The organism is Pasteurella dagmatis, assembly GCF_900186835.1.
GTDB lineage: Bacteria > Pseudomonadota > Gammaproteobacteria > Enterobacterales > Pasteurellaceae > Pasteurella > Pasteurella dagmatis.
In genome coordinates this window covers 1410837-1426742 of sequence record NZ_LT906448.1, presented here as the reverse complement: position 1 = coordinate 1426742, position 15906 = coordinate 1410837, and the positions used below count along the sequence as shown (strand labels likewise).

The 15906-nt window shown below is 38.3% G+C and carries 11 protein-coding genes; 4 read left to right on the top strand and 7 right to left on the bottom strand.

What is annotated here, in order from left to right:
- The first annotated feature begins 197 nt into the window (after positions 1-197).
- The 3 genes from CKV78_RS06490 (at position 198) to CKV78_RS06480 (ending at position 5864) form a co-directional block, all read left to right on the top strand.
- Positions 198-1652, top strand: coding sequence for a catalase (locus CKV78_RS06490; protein ID WP_005763114.1), 1455 nt, complete (start codon positions 198-200; stop codon positions 1650-1652).
- A 169-nt stretch (positions 1653-1821) separates the two neighbouring features.
- A complete protein-coding gene (gene dnaE / locus CKV78_RS06485; RefSeq protein WP_032855325.1) occupies positions 1822-5301 on the top strand; it encodes a DNA polymerase III subunit alpha in 3480 nt (1159 codons plus the stop codon).
- Positions 5298-5864 carry a DUF1287 domain-containing protein gene (locus CKV78_RS06480; protein WP_005763110.1) on the top strand — a complete coding sequence of 189 codons (567 nt, stop codon included), beginning with the start codon at positions 5298-5300 and terminating at the stop codon, positions 5862-5864. Before dnaE ends, CKV78_RS06480 begins: the two co-directional genes overlap by 4 nt.
- A gap of 141 nt (positions 5865-6005) precedes the next feature.
- Here the strand turns inward: CKV78_RS06480 and CKV78_RS06475 are convergent, their stop codons facing one another.
- The 6 genes from CKV78_RS06475 to CKV78_RS06450 all read right to left on the bottom strand — a co-directional run bounded on the left by CKV78_RS06475 (position 6006) and on the right by CKV78_RS06450 (position 13327).
- Entirely contained in the window at positions 6006-7367 is a 1362-nt protein-coding gene (locus CKV78_RS06475) for an L-serine ammonia-lyase (RefSeq protein WP_005763109.1), read from the bottom strand.
- A 63-nt stretch (positions 7368-7430) separates the two neighbouring features.
- Positions 7431-8669: an HAAAP family serine/threonine permease gene (locus CKV78_RS06470; RefSeq protein ID WP_005763107.1), complete on the bottom strand. Its 1239-nt coding sequence runs from the start codon at positions 8667-8669 to the stop codon at positions 7431-7433.
- Positions 8670-8944: 275 nt separating this feature from the next.
- Complete coding sequence (locus CKV78_RS06465; protein WP_005763105.1) at positions 8945-9772, bottom strand: class II glutamine amidotransferase; 828 nt, start codon at positions 9770-9772, stop codon at positions 8945-8947.
- Positions 9773-9899: 127 nt separating this feature from the next.
- Entirely contained in the window at positions 9900-10868 is a 969-nt protein-coding gene (locus CKV78_RS06460; RefSeq protein WP_050397009.1) for an MBL fold metallo-hydrolase, read from the bottom strand.
- A gap of 136 nt (positions 10869-11004) precedes the next feature.
- A complete protein-coding gene (gdhA, locus tag CKV78_RS06455; protein ID WP_005763100.1) occupies positions 11005-12357 on the bottom strand; it encodes an NADP-specific glutamate dehydrogenase in 1353 nt (450 codons plus the stop codon).
- Between the two features lie 343 nt (positions 12358-12700).
- Positions 12701-13327 carry a YchE family NAAT transporter gene (locus CKV78_RS06450; protein ID WP_032855470.1) on the bottom strand — a complete coding sequence of 209 codons (627 nt, stop codon included), beginning with the start codon at positions 13325-13327 and terminating at the stop codon, positions 12701-12703.
- 266 nt (positions 13328-13593) lie between these two features.
- Here CKV78_RS06450 and pepT point away from each other — a divergent pair, with 266 nt between their 5' ends.
- Positions 13594-14829: a peptidase T gene (gene pepT, locus CKV78_RS06445; RefSeq protein ID WP_005763095.1), complete on the top strand. Its 1236-nt coding sequence runs from the start codon at positions 13594-13596 to the stop codon at positions 14827-14829.
- Between the two features lie 75 nt (positions 14830-14904).
- Here the strand turns inward: pepT and ypfJ are convergent, their stop codons facing one another.
- Positions 14905-15732: a KPN_02809 family neutral zinc metallopeptidase gene (ypfJ, locus tag CKV78_RS06440; protein ID WP_005763093.1), complete on the bottom strand. Its 828-nt coding sequence runs from the start codon at positions 15730-15732 to the stop codon at positions 14905-14907.
- Positions 15733-15906 lie beyond the last annotated feature (174 nt).

Below are 15906 nucleotides of genomic sequence, written 5' to 3'. Positions count from 1 at the left end.
TAATAGGTTTTGTATATCAGATTGTTTGATATTTCCTTTTTAATAAAATTTTTCTATCAAAATAATAGATTGCGAGTTTGTTTAAAATACATATAATTTTTCAAACCAAGTATGAATACCGTACTTATGATGAAAATTGTTATCAGTTTTATTGATAAAATAAATCTGGTATGTCCATTATTTTAGAGGAGTAGATTATGTCTAAATGCCCATTTGACCACGGTTCAAAAACTTTAACTAACGCTGCAGGTGCACCTATCGTTGAAAACGATAATACAATGTCTGCAGGTCCTAAAGGCCCATTACTTTTACAAGATGTTTGGTATCAAGAGAAATTAGCGCACTTTGCTCGTGAGCGTATTCCTGAGCGTGTTGTTCATGCTAAAGGTTCAGCAGCTTATGGTACATTCACTGTAACTCACGATATTAGCAAATACACAAAAGCGGATTTATTCAATGGCATTGGTAAACAAACTCAAGTGTTATTGCGTTTCTCAACTGTAGCGGGTGAGCGTGGTGCTGCTGATGCAGAGCGTGATGTTCGTGGTTTCGCATTAAAATTCTACACAGAGCAAGGTAACTGGGACTTAGTAGGTAACAATACACCAGTATTCTTTATCCGTGATCCATTGAAATTCCCTGATTTCATTCACACTCAAAAACGTAATCCGCAAACTAATATGCGTGATGCGAATGCTGCGTGGGATTTCTGGTCACGTCATCCTGAATCATTACACCAAATTATGATTCTTTTCAGTGACCGTGGTATTCCAGCAGATTTACGTCATATGAATGGTTATGGTAGCCACACATATAGCTTTATCAATGCACAAAATGAACGTTTTTGGGTGAAATTCCACTTCAAAACACAACAAGGTCACAAATTCTATACTAATGAAGAAGCGGCTAAAGTGGTGGGTGAAAACCGTGAGTCAAGCCAACAAGATTTATACGAAGCGATTGAGCGTGGCGAATTCCCACGTTGGAATGTTCAAGTACAAATCATGCCAGAAGCAGATGCACACAAACATAACTATGCGTTTGACTTAACAAAAGTATGGCCACACAAAGATTATCCAATGATCGAAGTGGGCGTATTAGAGTTAAATCAAAACCCAATTAACTACTTTGCAGAAGTAGAACAGGCAGCGTTTGCACCTTCTAACATCGTTCCAGGAATTGGTTTCTCTCCAGACCGTATGTTACAAGGACGTCTATTCTCATACCAAGATGCGCAACGTTACCGTTTAGGTGTTAACCATCACCAAATCCCTGTTAACGCACCAAAATGCCCATACCACACCACACACCGTGATGGCGCAATGCGTGTAGATAACAATGGTGGTACACACCCTAACTATGCACCGAACCGTTTTGATACTTATGTGCCTACTCACCAACAAGAGCCAGCATTAGAATTAGAGCGTTCAGCTGCACACTTTAACTTCCGTGAGTATGATGAAGATTATTATTCACAACCAGCTGCGCTTTACAATTTGTTCAATGCGGAACAAAAAGCTCGCGTAGCATCAAACTTCGCAGCAGGTTTATCAGGCGTAACTGACCCTGCAATTGTTGAAAGACAATTAGCTTTATTCGATAAAGTAAGCAAAGAATTAGCTGATGCAATTCGCGAGAATTTAGCAAAATAATTATTTTTATTGAACTTTATGACTTTTCAGGCTTGGGGCAACCCAAGCCTTTTTTATTTCCTAAATTATGTACTTTCATTCATCTTACTAAATTTGTGCAACCGAAAAAATCCCGTTAAAATAAACCGCACTTTCCACATAAACTTACACACTCCAAGGATTCTATTTTATGTCTATCCCCCGTTTTGTTCACCTGCGTGTTCACAGTGATTTTTCGATGATTAACGGCATTGCTAAAGTAAAGCCGTTAGTTAAAGCCTGTGTCGAAAACAATATGGTAGCAATGGGATTGACTGATTTTACTAACTTTTGTGGATTGGTACGCTTTTATGGTGAAGCACTATCATCAGGCATAAAGCCGATTATTGGGGCGGATGTTCTAGTAAAAAGCGCTCTATGTGGTGATGAACGTTTTGAACTCACTTTGCTGGCGAAAAACAATACAGGTTATCAAAATATTACTTTATTACTTTCTAAAGCTTATGAGCGTGGCTACCAAGATTTACCTTATATCGATCAAGAATGGCTCATTGAACATCGTGAAGGACTCATCATTCTTTCGGGGGGGCATAATGGTGATGTAGGGAAAAAGTTACTTAAAGGTAACCAAGCAGAGATTGAAAGTGCGGTACATTTTTATCAAGAATATTTCCCTGAACATTTTTATTTAAGTTTGAGCCGAACTGGACGCCATGAAGAAGAGCGTTATGTGAGCTTAGCTATTAAATATGCGGAGCAAAAAGGTTTACCTGTTGTTGCGACTAATGATGTGTTATTCCTAGAGGAAGAGGATTTCGAGGCGCACGAAATTCGTGTAGCTATTCACGACAGTTATACACTTGATGATCCAAAACGTCCGAAAATTTATACTAGTCAGCAATATTTTCGTTCAGAACAAGAAATGTGTGAGCTGTTTTCAGATGTTCCTTCTGCACTTGAAAATACTTTACTCATCGCTCAACGTTGTAATGTGACAATTCGTTTAGGCGAATATTTTTTACCTAAATTTCCAACAGGAGATCTTTCTACTGAAGCATTTCTGGTTAAAAAATCTAAAGAAGGTTTGGAAGAGCGTCTGCAAGTGCTGTTTCCTGATGAGAAAGTCCGACAAGAGCGTCGTTCAGAATATGATGAGCGTTTGCAAGTTGAATTGGATGTAATTAACCAGATGGGGTTCCCAGGTTACTTCTTGATCGTAATGGAATTTATTCAGTGGTCGAAAGATAACGATATTCCAGTAGGACCGGGGCGTGGTTCTGGTGCGGGCTCGTTAGTCGCTTATGCGTTAAAAATTACCGATCTTGATCCTCTCGAATTTGACTTACTTTTTGAGCGTTTCTTAAACCCAGAACGTGTTTCTATGCCTGACTTTGATGTTGACTTCTGTATGGATGGTCGAGATCGAGTTATCGAACATGTTGCAGAAACTTATGGACGTGGTGCGGTATCACAAATTATTACTTTTGGCACAATGGCAGCAAAAGCGGTCATCAGGGACGTAGGGCGTGTACTTGGGCATCCGTATGGCTTTGTTGATCGAATTTCTAAGTTAATTCCACCTGATCCAGGTATGACGCTGGCAAAGGCTTTTGCAGCGGAGCCACAGTTACAAGTAGTTTATGATTCGGATGAAGAAGTCAAAGCCCTGATCGATATGGCTCGTAAACTCGAAGGTGTGACACGTAATGCGGGTAAACACGCAGGTGGGGTAGTCATTTCACCGGGATTAATTACGGATTTTTCACCACTATATTGCGACTCAGAGGGTAAACACCCTGTGACGCATTTTGATAAAAATGATGTGGAATATGCCGGCTTAGTGAAGTTCGACTTCTTAGGTTTGCGTACTTTGACCATCATTAAATGGGCGTTGGATATGATCAATACACGCCTTGCTAAAGAGGGGAAACCACTAGTTGATATTTCCACAATTCCATTAGATGATCCAGAATCCTTTGAACTATTAAAACGCTCTGAAACAACGGCTGTTTTCCAGCTAGAATCGCGTGGGATGAAGGATTTGATAAAACGTCTTCAACCTGACTGTTTTGAGGATATTATCGCACTAGTGGCATTATTCCGACCGGGTCCGTTAGAATCGGGAATGGTGCAGAACTTTATTGACCGTAAACACGGAAATGAGCCTGTTGCTTATCCTGATCCTGAATATCAACACGAAAGTTTAAAACCAATTTTAGAACCAACTTATGGTGTTATTGTTTATCAAGAACAAGTCATGCAGATTGCACAAGAACTGGCAGGTTATACGCTAGGTGGTGCGGATTTATTACGCCGTGCAATGGGTAAGAAAAAGCCTGAGGAAATGGCAGCACAACGTGAAATTTTTGAAAAAGGTGCTATTCAAAAGGGAGTTGATGGTGAACTTGCGATGAAGATCTTCGACCTTGTAGAAAAATTCGCAGGTTATGGCTTTAACAAATCGCACTCAGCAGCTTATGCATTGGTTTCTTATCAAACTTTATGGTTAAAAACCCATTACCCAGCAGAATTTATGGCAGCGGTAATGACATCAGAAATGGATAACACTGATAAAATTGTGGGCTTGTATGACGAGTGTTTGCGTATGGGCTTAAAAGTAGCTCCACCTGATATTAATACGGGTAAACATCATTTTAGTGTGAATGAAAATAGTGAAATCGTATATGGCATCGGAGCGATTAAAGGTGTGGGTGAAGGGCCGATTGAAGCTTTAATTTCTGCACGCGAGCAAGGTGGTATTTTTAAAGACTTATTTGATTTATGTGCTCGTGTGGATTTGAAAAAAATCAACCGCCGTACTTTTGAAAGCCTGATTTTATCTGGCGCTTTTGATAAGTTAGGTCCACATCGAGCCGCATTGTCGAAAAATCTAGAAGATGCGTTGAAAGCCTCTGATCAGCATGCAAAAGACGAGGCGCTTGGGCAGACAGATATGTTCGGTGTCTTGACAGAAAGACACGAAGATGTGGAAAAGGCCTATGCCAGTACGCCACGTTGGAGTGAAAAAGTCATACTTGATGGAGAACGAGAAACGCTTGGGCTGTATTTAAGTAGCCATCCAATTAGCCCGTATATTAAAGAATTAGAGCACTATAGTTCTACTCGTTTAAAAGATTTGGCACCAAACTATCGAGGACAATTGAGTACAGTGAGCGGCTTAGTGGTCGCTTCACGTGTGGCAATTACAAAAAAAGGTAACCGTTTGGGCATTGCAACTCTTGATGATCGATCTGGTCGTTTAGATATTACTTTATTTGGAGATGCTTTAGAAAAATTTGGCGAGAAATTGCAGAAAGATACAATAGTGATTGTCTCAGGGCAAGTGAGCTTTGATGACTTTTCAGGTGGACTAAAAATGACAGTGCGTGAATTAATGAGCTTAGATGAGGCGCGTAGCCGTTATGCGAAAGCTCTTGCTGTTTGTTTGTCGGAAGAACAGATAACACCATTATTTATTCGACAATTTAAAACCTTACTTGAGCCACATAGTGGGGGGAGTCTACCTATGCATGTGTATTATTCGAGTCCACGAGGCAAATGCAAGGTCAAAATGGGAGTTCAGTGGTCAATTAATCCTACGGATGAATTACTTGCACAATTAGGGGAAATATTAGGGGAGAGGGCTGTAGAATTGGAGTTTCAGTCATGAATACATATTTATTAGGTATCTGTTTGTTATTGGTGAGTCAAGCAAGCCTTGCTGTGAACCTCACGAAATTGGTGCAAGATGCACGCCAACAAATTAATGTCACTAAAAGTTATGATCCGACTTATCGTAAAATTGCATTTCCAATGGGGGATGTACCATTACATACGGGAGTTTGTACAGATGTGGTTATCCGAGCTTATCGCCATCAGCATATTGATTTACAAAAATTAGTCAATCAAGATATGAAAAGAGCATGGGAAAGTTATCCAAAACTGTGGGGACTAAAAGCGACGGATACCAATATTGATCACCGTCGAGTTCCCAATTTGGAAAAATTTTTCCAACGACAAGGTAAGTCGTTATCTCTGACTGATGTTGCTAGTTTCAAGGCGGGTGATATTGTTACTTGGCGTTTGCCCCGTAATTTACCGCATATTGGCATTGTTTCAGATAAGAAAACACCAGAGGGTATCCCATTAGTCATTCATAATATAGGGTCAGGGACACAAGAAGAAGATATTTTGTTTAAATATAAAATGATTGGGCATTATCGCTACCCATAAAGTAAACACATCAAAGCGGATTTTGTTATCCGCTTTTTGATTACCTAATTTCAGGTGAGCTAAAGAAAAGTGGGGTCAATTTTGAAAAAGTTTTAAAACTTTCTGAAAATTGACCGCACTCTTTATCTGATGAAATGCAGATTAGCACACCACTTTAATCGCCAATCCCCCTTGTGAGGTTTCGCGGTATTTTGCGTTCATATCTTTCCCTGTTTCATACATGGTTTCGATCACTTTATCTAGGGTCACTCGTGGGCTTGTAGTGCGGCGCAGTGCCATACGGCTAGCGTTGATTGCTTTTACTGATGCAATCGCATTGCGTTCAATACAAGGAACTTGTACTTGCCCACCAACAGGGTCGCACGTTAGACCAAGGTTGTGTTCCATACCGATTTCTGCGGCGATACACACTTGTTCTGGGCTACCTCCAAGAATTTCAGCTAAGCCAGCAGCAGCCATTGAACAAGCTACGCCTACCTCACCTTGACAGCCTACTTCTGCTCCTGAAATTGAGGCATTCATTTTGTAAAGTGAGCCAATGAAACTACAAGTCAGTAAATAACGCTCTGTGATCTCAGGAGTGATTGGTGCGATGAATTTGTCGTAATAAGCAAATACGGCAGGAACAATACCACAAGCTCCGTTTGTTGGGGCGGTCACAACACGGCCACCTGCCGCATTTTCCTCATTTACAGCTAAAGCAAACATATTAACCCAATCTACAATGCTCATTGGATCATTAGATAAACTACTATTGGCTTTTAACATACGGTAAAGCGTTGCTGCACGGCGAGGTACTCTCAATGGACCTGGTAAAATCCCTTCTGTACTAATTCCATGATCAATACAGGCTTTCATACTTTCCCACACATTTTGCAAATGCTGACTAAGTGCTTCTTTGCCGTGTAAGGCTAATTCGTTTTGCATAACTACTGTAGATAATGCGAAGCCGTTTTCTTGGCAGTGTTTTAGCATGTCAGCCGCATTTTTATAAGGATATGGCACGGCGACTGATTGCTCTTCTTCTTGACCAAAATGTGCCTCATCAACAATAAATCCACCACCAATAGAATAGTAGGTTTGGCTATAAATTGCTTCATCACCGGTAAACGCAGTAATTTTCATCCCATTCTCGTGCAACGGTAAAAAGGTTTGATGGAAAATCAGATTTTTATCAAAATCAAAATTCACCACTTTTTTGTTTTCTGCGATTGGTAAAAGTGCGGTCTGTTTTAAGTTAGAAATAAAACGAGGGATGAGATCAATATCGACATTATGTGGTAAATAGCCTGCCAATCCCATAATGATAGCGATATCAGTATTGTGCCCACGCCCAGTCATTGAAAGTGAACCATAAACATCTACTTGAAGTGCTGTCACTTGCTCAAGCTGATTTTTTGAGACTAAGTCATCAATAAATTGCTTACCTGCTTTCATTGGTCCAACGGTATGGGAACTGGATGGTCCAATACCAATTTTAAACATATCAAATACACTAATCATAATGTTCTTACTTTTCCCTAAAGAGAGTAAAAAAGGAGGCTATTCTACACGGATTTTTAAATTTTAAAATAACCCATAAATCACATTTGAAATTGCAAATAGCCCCATTACGACCACAAAGATATTGGATAATTTACCTTGATAACGTTGCATTGCTGGCACTTTGCGGATCGCATACATTGGCATAATGAACAAAATAGCTGCAATAATTGGACCTCCGAAAGATTCAATTAAGCCAAGAATACTTGGGTTAATAATTGCAACAATCCAAAGTGTAATTAAGAAGAAGATTGCAGTTGTATAATTTAATTTTTTACGATTGATGTCTTTTCCACTTATTTTTGTGATTAATCCTTCTAAACCTTCTCTAGCCCCTAAATAGTGACCAAAGAATGAGCTTGTAATCGCAAGGAATGCGACTAATGGACCTAAGTAAGAAATATAAGGGTTATCAAATTTGTTCGCTAAGAAAGATAAAATGCTGATATTTTGTGCTTTTGCTTCTGCTAATTCAGTAGGGCTTAAACTTAACACACAGCTAAATACGAAGAACATTACAAATACTAATAAAATTGTTGAAGTCGCTTTTAAAGTACGGCTTGCGTGTTTTTCGGTATTTTCTAAGTCACCATATTCTCGTTGTTGGGACTGTGCGAATGATGAAATTGCTGGTGAATGGTTGAATGAGAAAACTAATACTGGAATAGTGATCCAAAGTGTACTAATGAATGCATTTGCAGTTGGCATTTCACTTAACATTGAGGTATTCCATTCTGGAATTAAATACAATGATAAGGCTAATAGAATTAACACAAGTGGATAAACAAGAAATTCTGTAATTTTAAGCATAATTTTTTCGCTCATTAACATTACAGAAATCAGTGCAGCAATTAATACAAAAGAAAGTAATGGGCGATAAATAGGTTCCATTCCTAGTTGGTTTATGATAAATGAATCGACAGTATTAGTGATACCATTGCCGTAAATAAGAAGAATTGGAAAGATGGCGAAAAAATAGAGGAGTGTGATAAGTTTGCCAGCAGTGTGACCAAAATGTTCTTCAACCACCTCTGTAATATCACTGCCTTTTTTCGAAGACGACAATACGAAGCGAGCAAGCCCTCGGTGCGCAAAGTAGGTCATTGGGCCTACGATAATTGCCATTAAGACCAATGGCCAGAACCCTCCTTTACCTGCGTTGATTGGTAAAAATAAAACCCCAGCGCCAACGGCTGTTCCAAATAAATTTAATGCCCAAATGAGATCAAATTTACTCCATTTTGCACAAGACTTCGTTGTCATATAATGCTCCGTTTTGTTGTTGAAAAACAAGGTGCGTAGGTATGAAATAGATACGCAGAAAAGAATTAGGTCATTATAGTAGTCAGGTTGGAGTATAAATTCAAAAATAAAATTAAATTAAATCTCGAATTTGTGATTTAGATCGGTATTTTATCCTGTTTTTGGTTAAAAAATATCATTAATTAACTAATTTTTAACAAAAACTCAGGATAAGATTTGAACAAAATAAAAGCGTGATAAACATCACGCTTTGTTGAAAAATACATTTAAAATAATTATGCACATTTTTGATAGCCTAATGTGCCATCATCAATACTCTCACCTTTTTTACCTAGTACTTCATCGATTTTCTCGCCCTGTTGAAAGAACACAAAACCACCTCGTTCCATTTTTGTCCAAACTTCATCCTTAGTCAGTGGAAATGTGGTGATAATAGTCACTTTATCGCCAGCTTTTGCGTGATCATTAAAATCAATAACACCATCATCATCAATGCGCTGCGCCTTACCAAAGGGGGCTTTACGTGTGAGGTAATGTAAATTAGTGGAACAGTGTGCAATCATCCACTCTCCATTTGAAAGGATAAAGTTAAATGTGCCACCTTTTACAATCTCGTGTGTAATTTCTTTGATTGCTTCAAATAACTCCGATTTTGTAGGCTTTTGTGTAAAACGCATTTTTAATTCACTTGCCATATAACAAAAAGCTGATTCTGAGTCAGTATCGCCAATTGGGTAGAATAATGCATTTCGTGGCAGAGGAATACTTTGTAAGTTGCCATTATGAGCGAATACCCAATTTTGTCCCCATAATTCACGAATAAAAGGGTGTGTATTTTCAATATTGACTTCCCCTTGAGTGGCTTTGCGAATATGGGCAATTACATTAAAAGATTTAATGTGATATTGCTTCACACAGTCTGCAATAGGTGATGAATGTGCTGCCTGATTATCACGAAAAATACGTACGCCTTTTCCTTCAAAAAAGGCAATGCCAAAGCCATCAGAGTGGCAGTCGGTTAATCCTGCTCGGCGACGAAAACCTTCAAAAGAGAACACAATATCTGTTGGGGTGTTACAGTTCATTCCTAATAATTGGCACATAAAAAACTTCTTACTAATAACCTTACAAAATAATGGAAATTATTCACTATAATGCTGAAAAGTTCAACAGATAGACGTTGTTTCTTAAACAAAAAATTAACAATTCGGGTTGTTTTATAACCGATTTTTATTTTTTACAACTTATCGTTTGCTTATTCTCATTTAATGCATAGATCGCGCAATCTTCCGCAAAGTGAATCTTTCCTTTATAACTCTGTTTAATAGCTTGTTTCGTTTCTGATTTTGCATTTTCAGTACGACGCATTAAGTGACTTAAAAGAATATTTTTGACTTCGCCTTGCTTTGCAATATCACCGATTTCTGATGGTTTCATATGTAATTTTTGTGCCACTTTATCTTGACTACTTTCAGGCACTGCATTGTGTGCCACAAACCAGTTCGCATTTTTTACTAACTGGTTTAATGTTTTGCCTTTATTACTGGTATCACCAGAGAAGACCACGCTACAGCCATTTTTTTCAATCCGCCAAGCCAAGGCTGGAAGTAAACCGTGTTCTGTGCCAATAGCCTGAATTTGGAAACCATCAACTTCGGTATTGAATACTACAGGATTATGTTTATCCGCATTGATTGAAATTGGTTTTACTAGATAGTTTGCATCGCCACTTAGAAAATCAGACAAATAGGCATAGGCACCATTTTCACCAAATAAACGAGAAATAAATTGTGCAGTATCAGGAATGACCTCGTTTCCAGTTGGACCATAAATTGGGAGATCGTCAGTACGATTAGAGAAGAAAGAGGCTTTTAACAATGAGGGTAAGTCATTTATATGATCTACGTGGAAATGGCTGACGAAGATTGCTTTAAGATCTTCGATTTTAGCATCTGCTTGAGCAAAGTTTTGTAATGCACCAGTACCTAAATCCACTAAAAATTTTGCTTGCCCATTTTCACGCACTAAGTAACTAGCTGAGGCTCTTGCTTGTGGTGGCGGATTGCTTCTAAATAATTGAATTTCAGGTCCTCCGGAGCCAAGCACTACTACATCTAAATTTGATGCAGTGCAACTTGAGGCCCAACTATTCAAAGAAAATAAAGAGAAAAGAAGAAAAAGAAAATTGATACCTTTCATTGTGCTACCTATCATCCTGATATTAATTGACGTTATTTTAGAACAATTATAGATAAAGAAGAATAGCAAAAAAAGACCGCACTTTGCGATGAATGAGCTCAAAGTGCGGTCGATTTTTTTAGATTTTCAGCTTCGATTAGTACACGCCTTGTGCAAGCATTGCATCAGCCACTTTTACAAAACCTGCTATGTTAGCACCCACTACATAGTTAATGTTTTCTTGACCTTCAACTGTACCGTATTTTTTACAGTTTTCGTGAATGTTCAACATAATGCTATGTAGTTGTTGATCCACTTCTTCAGCCGACCAATATAAACGTTGAGAACTTTGTGCCATTTCTAAACCGGAAGTCGCCACGCCACCTGCGTTTGCTGCTTTACCAGGTCCAAACAATACACCAGCTTCTAAGAATGCATCAGTTGCTTCAATTGTTGTTGGCATATTTGCACCTTCTGCCACTAACTGAACACCGTTCGCAATTAAGGTTTTCGCAGAGGTCAAATCCAATTCATTTTGCGTTGCGCAAGGCAATGCAATATCCACTTGCACTTCCCAAGGGGTTTTGCCCGCTACATATTTTAAGCCAAATTGTTTTGCGTATTCTTCAACTCGACCACGTTTTTCATTCTTTAATTCCATTAATGCAGCTAATTTTTCCGGAGTAAAACCGTCTTCATCGTACACATAGCCAGAAGAATCGGAACAAGTGACGACTTTTGCACCTAATTGTAAGGCTTTTTCAATGGCATATTGGGCAACGTTACCAGAACCTGATACAGAAACGGTTTTACCTTCAAAACTCTGACCTTTTTCAGCAAGCATCGCTTGAGCGAAATATACTAAGCCATAACCTGTTGCTTCAGGACGAATTAAGCTACCGCCGAACGACAAGCCGCGTCCTGTGAATACGCAAGATGCTTGGTTTGATAATTTTTTCATATAGCCTGCAAGGTAACCGACTTCACGACCACCTACGCCAATATCACCAGCAGGTACATCAGTATCTGCGCCTACGTGGCGATATAATTCTGATATTAATGCTTGGCAGAAACGCATTACTTCGCCATCTGATTTTCCTTTTGGATCGAAGTCTGAGCCACCTTTACCACCACCCATTGGCAATGTAGTTAATGCGTTTTTGAAAATTTGTTCAAAACCTAAGAATTTTAAGATTGATAGGTTTACAGACGGGTGGAAACGCATACCGCCTTTGAATGGGCCTATAGCGCTGTTAAATTGCACACGGAATGCGCGGTTTACTTGTGTTTGACCTTTATCATCTGTCCACGCAACACGAAATTGAATTGCACGCTCTGGTTCAATTAAACGTTCTAGTAACGCTTGTGAACGATATTTCGGGTTTGCTTCTAAGAATGGCCAAATTGATGTGAAAACTTCACGTACCGCTTGTAAAAATTCAGGTTGGTTTGAATCACGTTTTGCAACGTAGGATAAAAACTCTTCTAATGAGGTAACTTGAGTTGTCATAATGATATCCTTCTAAGATGTTGTAATTGTTTGCATTGTTTTATTATTTTTTTCGCCACATAGGCTTCTCAGATAATATGCAATAAGTTTTTGGGCTTATGCAAACGTTTTCTTTGGATTATTTTATTATTTTTAATAAAGCCGATGTTTTGTATGAAAAAAGCTATGTTTTTTTAGATAAAATTTAATTTTGATGGTTTTTTATCTATAAATATCTAGTTTTAAATAGGGTGTATAGAGATAAAGATAAAAATTGAGAATGATTTTTAGATGGGAAATAAAAAAGTGCGGTGATTTTATAAATTGTTTATAAAATCACCGCACTTTTGTCGAGTTAAGAGAGTTAGAAAACACCGAGGTTTCTTAATCCACTAGTAATAATCTCAACACCAAGAGACATCAGCAGTAAACCCATAATACGGGTAATCACGTTAGCGCCTGTTTTTCCTAAGCGTTTAATTAACGGCTCAGAATAACGGAATAACATATAACAAGTGATACCAAATAGGATAATGGTGAGTGATGAATAGAGATAATCTAGAGCCTGATGTTGTGTCGAGCCAAACACAATTGTAGCACTGATTGAGCCGGGGCCTGCCATAATTGGCATAGCAAGTGGTACAACTGCTATGTTGGTATAGTCATCCAAATTCTCACTTTTTTCTTCTTTATTAATCTTGTGTTCACCGATTTTACCGTTGATCATTGTTAAGGCGATCAGCACTACAATAATTCCCCCTGCAATGCGGAAGGAATCAATTGAAATTTTGAAGGAATTTAAAATAAATTGTCCAAAATAAAAGCTGACAAGTAAAATCACTGCAATTGAAAAGCAAGTAATTAATCCTGTTTTATTGCGTTGCTCTTTGCTAAAAGTAGACGTCATTGCATAAAACACAGGCACAACCCCAATCGGGTTCACTAATGCGATAAGGCTAACAAAAAACTGTAGATAAATCGTTAAATCCATTTTTTTACCCATAAAATACTCAGTAGCTGCTTATTATATGGATACGCTTTTTGATAAGCAAATGTTGGTATTACAGGGTGTTGCGTTTTATGCGCTATTTACTACTATTCAATCAATTCAGTATTTGATTCTTAAGAAGTGGCTTTTTTATAACGAATTATCAGGTTGAGAAAGGGGAATAGTTTTTCAATAATCTAATTGTATATTATCGCTCATATAGGCTATCTTGTACTAATGTTTATTTGAACATCAAAAAGGAGGGCAGTATGGATATACAACAATTACTTGTTTCGAATTTCTTTCGTTACTTATCTATAAGTAGCCAGAGTTTAGCCAGTGCAACTGTAGTACCAAGTTCAGAAGGGCAGAGAAAACTGGCTCATTTACTTGCTGATGAACTAAAAGCCTTGGGTTTAGTAAATGTCGAAATTGATGAGCATGCGAATGTGACCGCACTTTTAAAAGGTAACATTGAAAATGCGACACCAATTGGCTTTGTGGCACATTTAGATACAGTTGATGTATCGTTATCGCCAGATATTAAACCACAAATCTTAACTTTCGAAGGTGAAGATTTGTTGTTGAATAAAGATAAAAATATTTGGTTACGGGTAGCAGAGCATCCCGAAATATTAGCTTATGAAAACCAGAAAATTATCTTTAGTGATGGTACCAGTGTATTAGGCGCAGATAATAAAGCGGCAATTGCAACGATTATGAGTGCACTGACGTTAATTAAGAAAGATAAAATTCCTACGGGGGATATTTATATTGCATTTGTACCTGACGAGGAAATTGGTTTAAGGGGAGCAAAGTTACTTGATTTAACGAAATTTAAACCAGATTTTGCTTATACTATCGATTGCTGCGAGTTAGGTGAAGTTGTTTATGAGAATTTTAATGCTGCAGTTGCTAAAGTGAATATTCAAGGAGTGAGTGCACATCCAATGTCAGCCAAAGGTGTATTGGTTAATCCTATTTTAGTCGCACAAGATTTTATTCAGTTGTTTGATCGTAACCAAACGCCAGAATGCACAGAGCATAAAGAGGGATATTGGTGGTTTAATGGATTTTCAGCTAATCAACGAGCAGCAAATGTAAATATTGCGATTAGAGATTTTGATAAAAACAGTTTTGAGCAACGTAAACAATTTATTTTGCATGCGGTAGATAAAATTCAAAAACAATATCCGCGTGCAAAAATTGAATGTGAGATCTCTGATATTTATGGCAATATTGCAAATACATTAACAGAAGATCGACGATCGATTGATTTACTTTTTTCATCCATGAAAGAGGTTAATGTGCAGCCTAAAGTGATACCAATGAGAGGCGGTACTGATGGTGCAGCACTATCTGTAAAAGGGATTACAACACCTAATTATTTTACAGGCGCACATAATTTTCATTCGAATTTTGAGTTTTTACCTATCCCAAGTTTTGTGAAATCTTGCGAGCTCACTTTGCAGATTATGCAAAAAGCTGCGGCTTTATTAAAATAAGTTGGTAATAAAAACATAAAAAAGTGCGGTGAAATTTTAAATTTTTCACCGCACTTTAAGCAAAGATGTAGATGGTTAGAATGTATTACATTGGCTTGGATTGCCACTGTTTAACCCACGTTTGAACCATTGCAAACGCTGTTCTGATGTTCCGTGAGTAAAGCTGTCAGGCACAACATAACCTTGGCTACGTTTTTGTAAACGGTCATCGCCAACGGCTTCGGCTGCATTGAAGGCTTTTTCAATATCACCTGTTTCAAATAAACCCGTTTTTGAGGCTTGGTGTGCCCAAACGCCAGCAAAACAGTCTGCTTGAAGTTCCACTTTGACAGAAAGTTGATTTGCTTGTGCACGGCTTGTTTGCCCTTGTAAGCGGTGAACTTTTGGTAAAATGCCCAATAAGTTTTGGATATGATGTCCTACTTCGTGTGCGATAACGTAAGCAAATGCCGCTTCGCCGTCTGCGCCTAACTTGTGTTTCATATCGCTATAAAAAGAAAGATCTAAATAGACTTTATGATCATTCGGGCAGTAAAACGGCCCCATTGCTGATTGACCTGTACCGCAAGCAGTATGAGTAACGCCATTATAAAGCACCATCACTGGTGGTTGATAACGTTGCTGTTGGCTCGCAAAGTAATTGCCCCAAACAGTTTCTGTGTCGGCAAGAACCACACGAGACAAGCCATTAAGCTCTTGTTCTTCTTGTGAATTTAATGAATTAGATTGTTGTAAACCGAAGTCAGGCGTGCCGACTAAACCGGATAAATCTACCCCATAGTAAGCGCCAATTAATAAGATAATAAAACCTAAAATTCCCGTTTTTTTACCACCACCGAAACCACCGCCTGCCGAGCGGCGATCTTCAACATTTGTACTTTCTCTACGACCACGCCAACGCATAATAATGTCCTATCTATTTTTTAGCATAAATTTGCATTGTAGCGTAGATTGCTCAAAGTGCGGTCAAATTTATGCAATAATTTTCAATTTGTGTAAATATTCGACTTTCTCGGTGGACTTAGAGAATATATTCCGTTATGTTTGGTAAGATTTTCATTAACAACAGAGGAACAT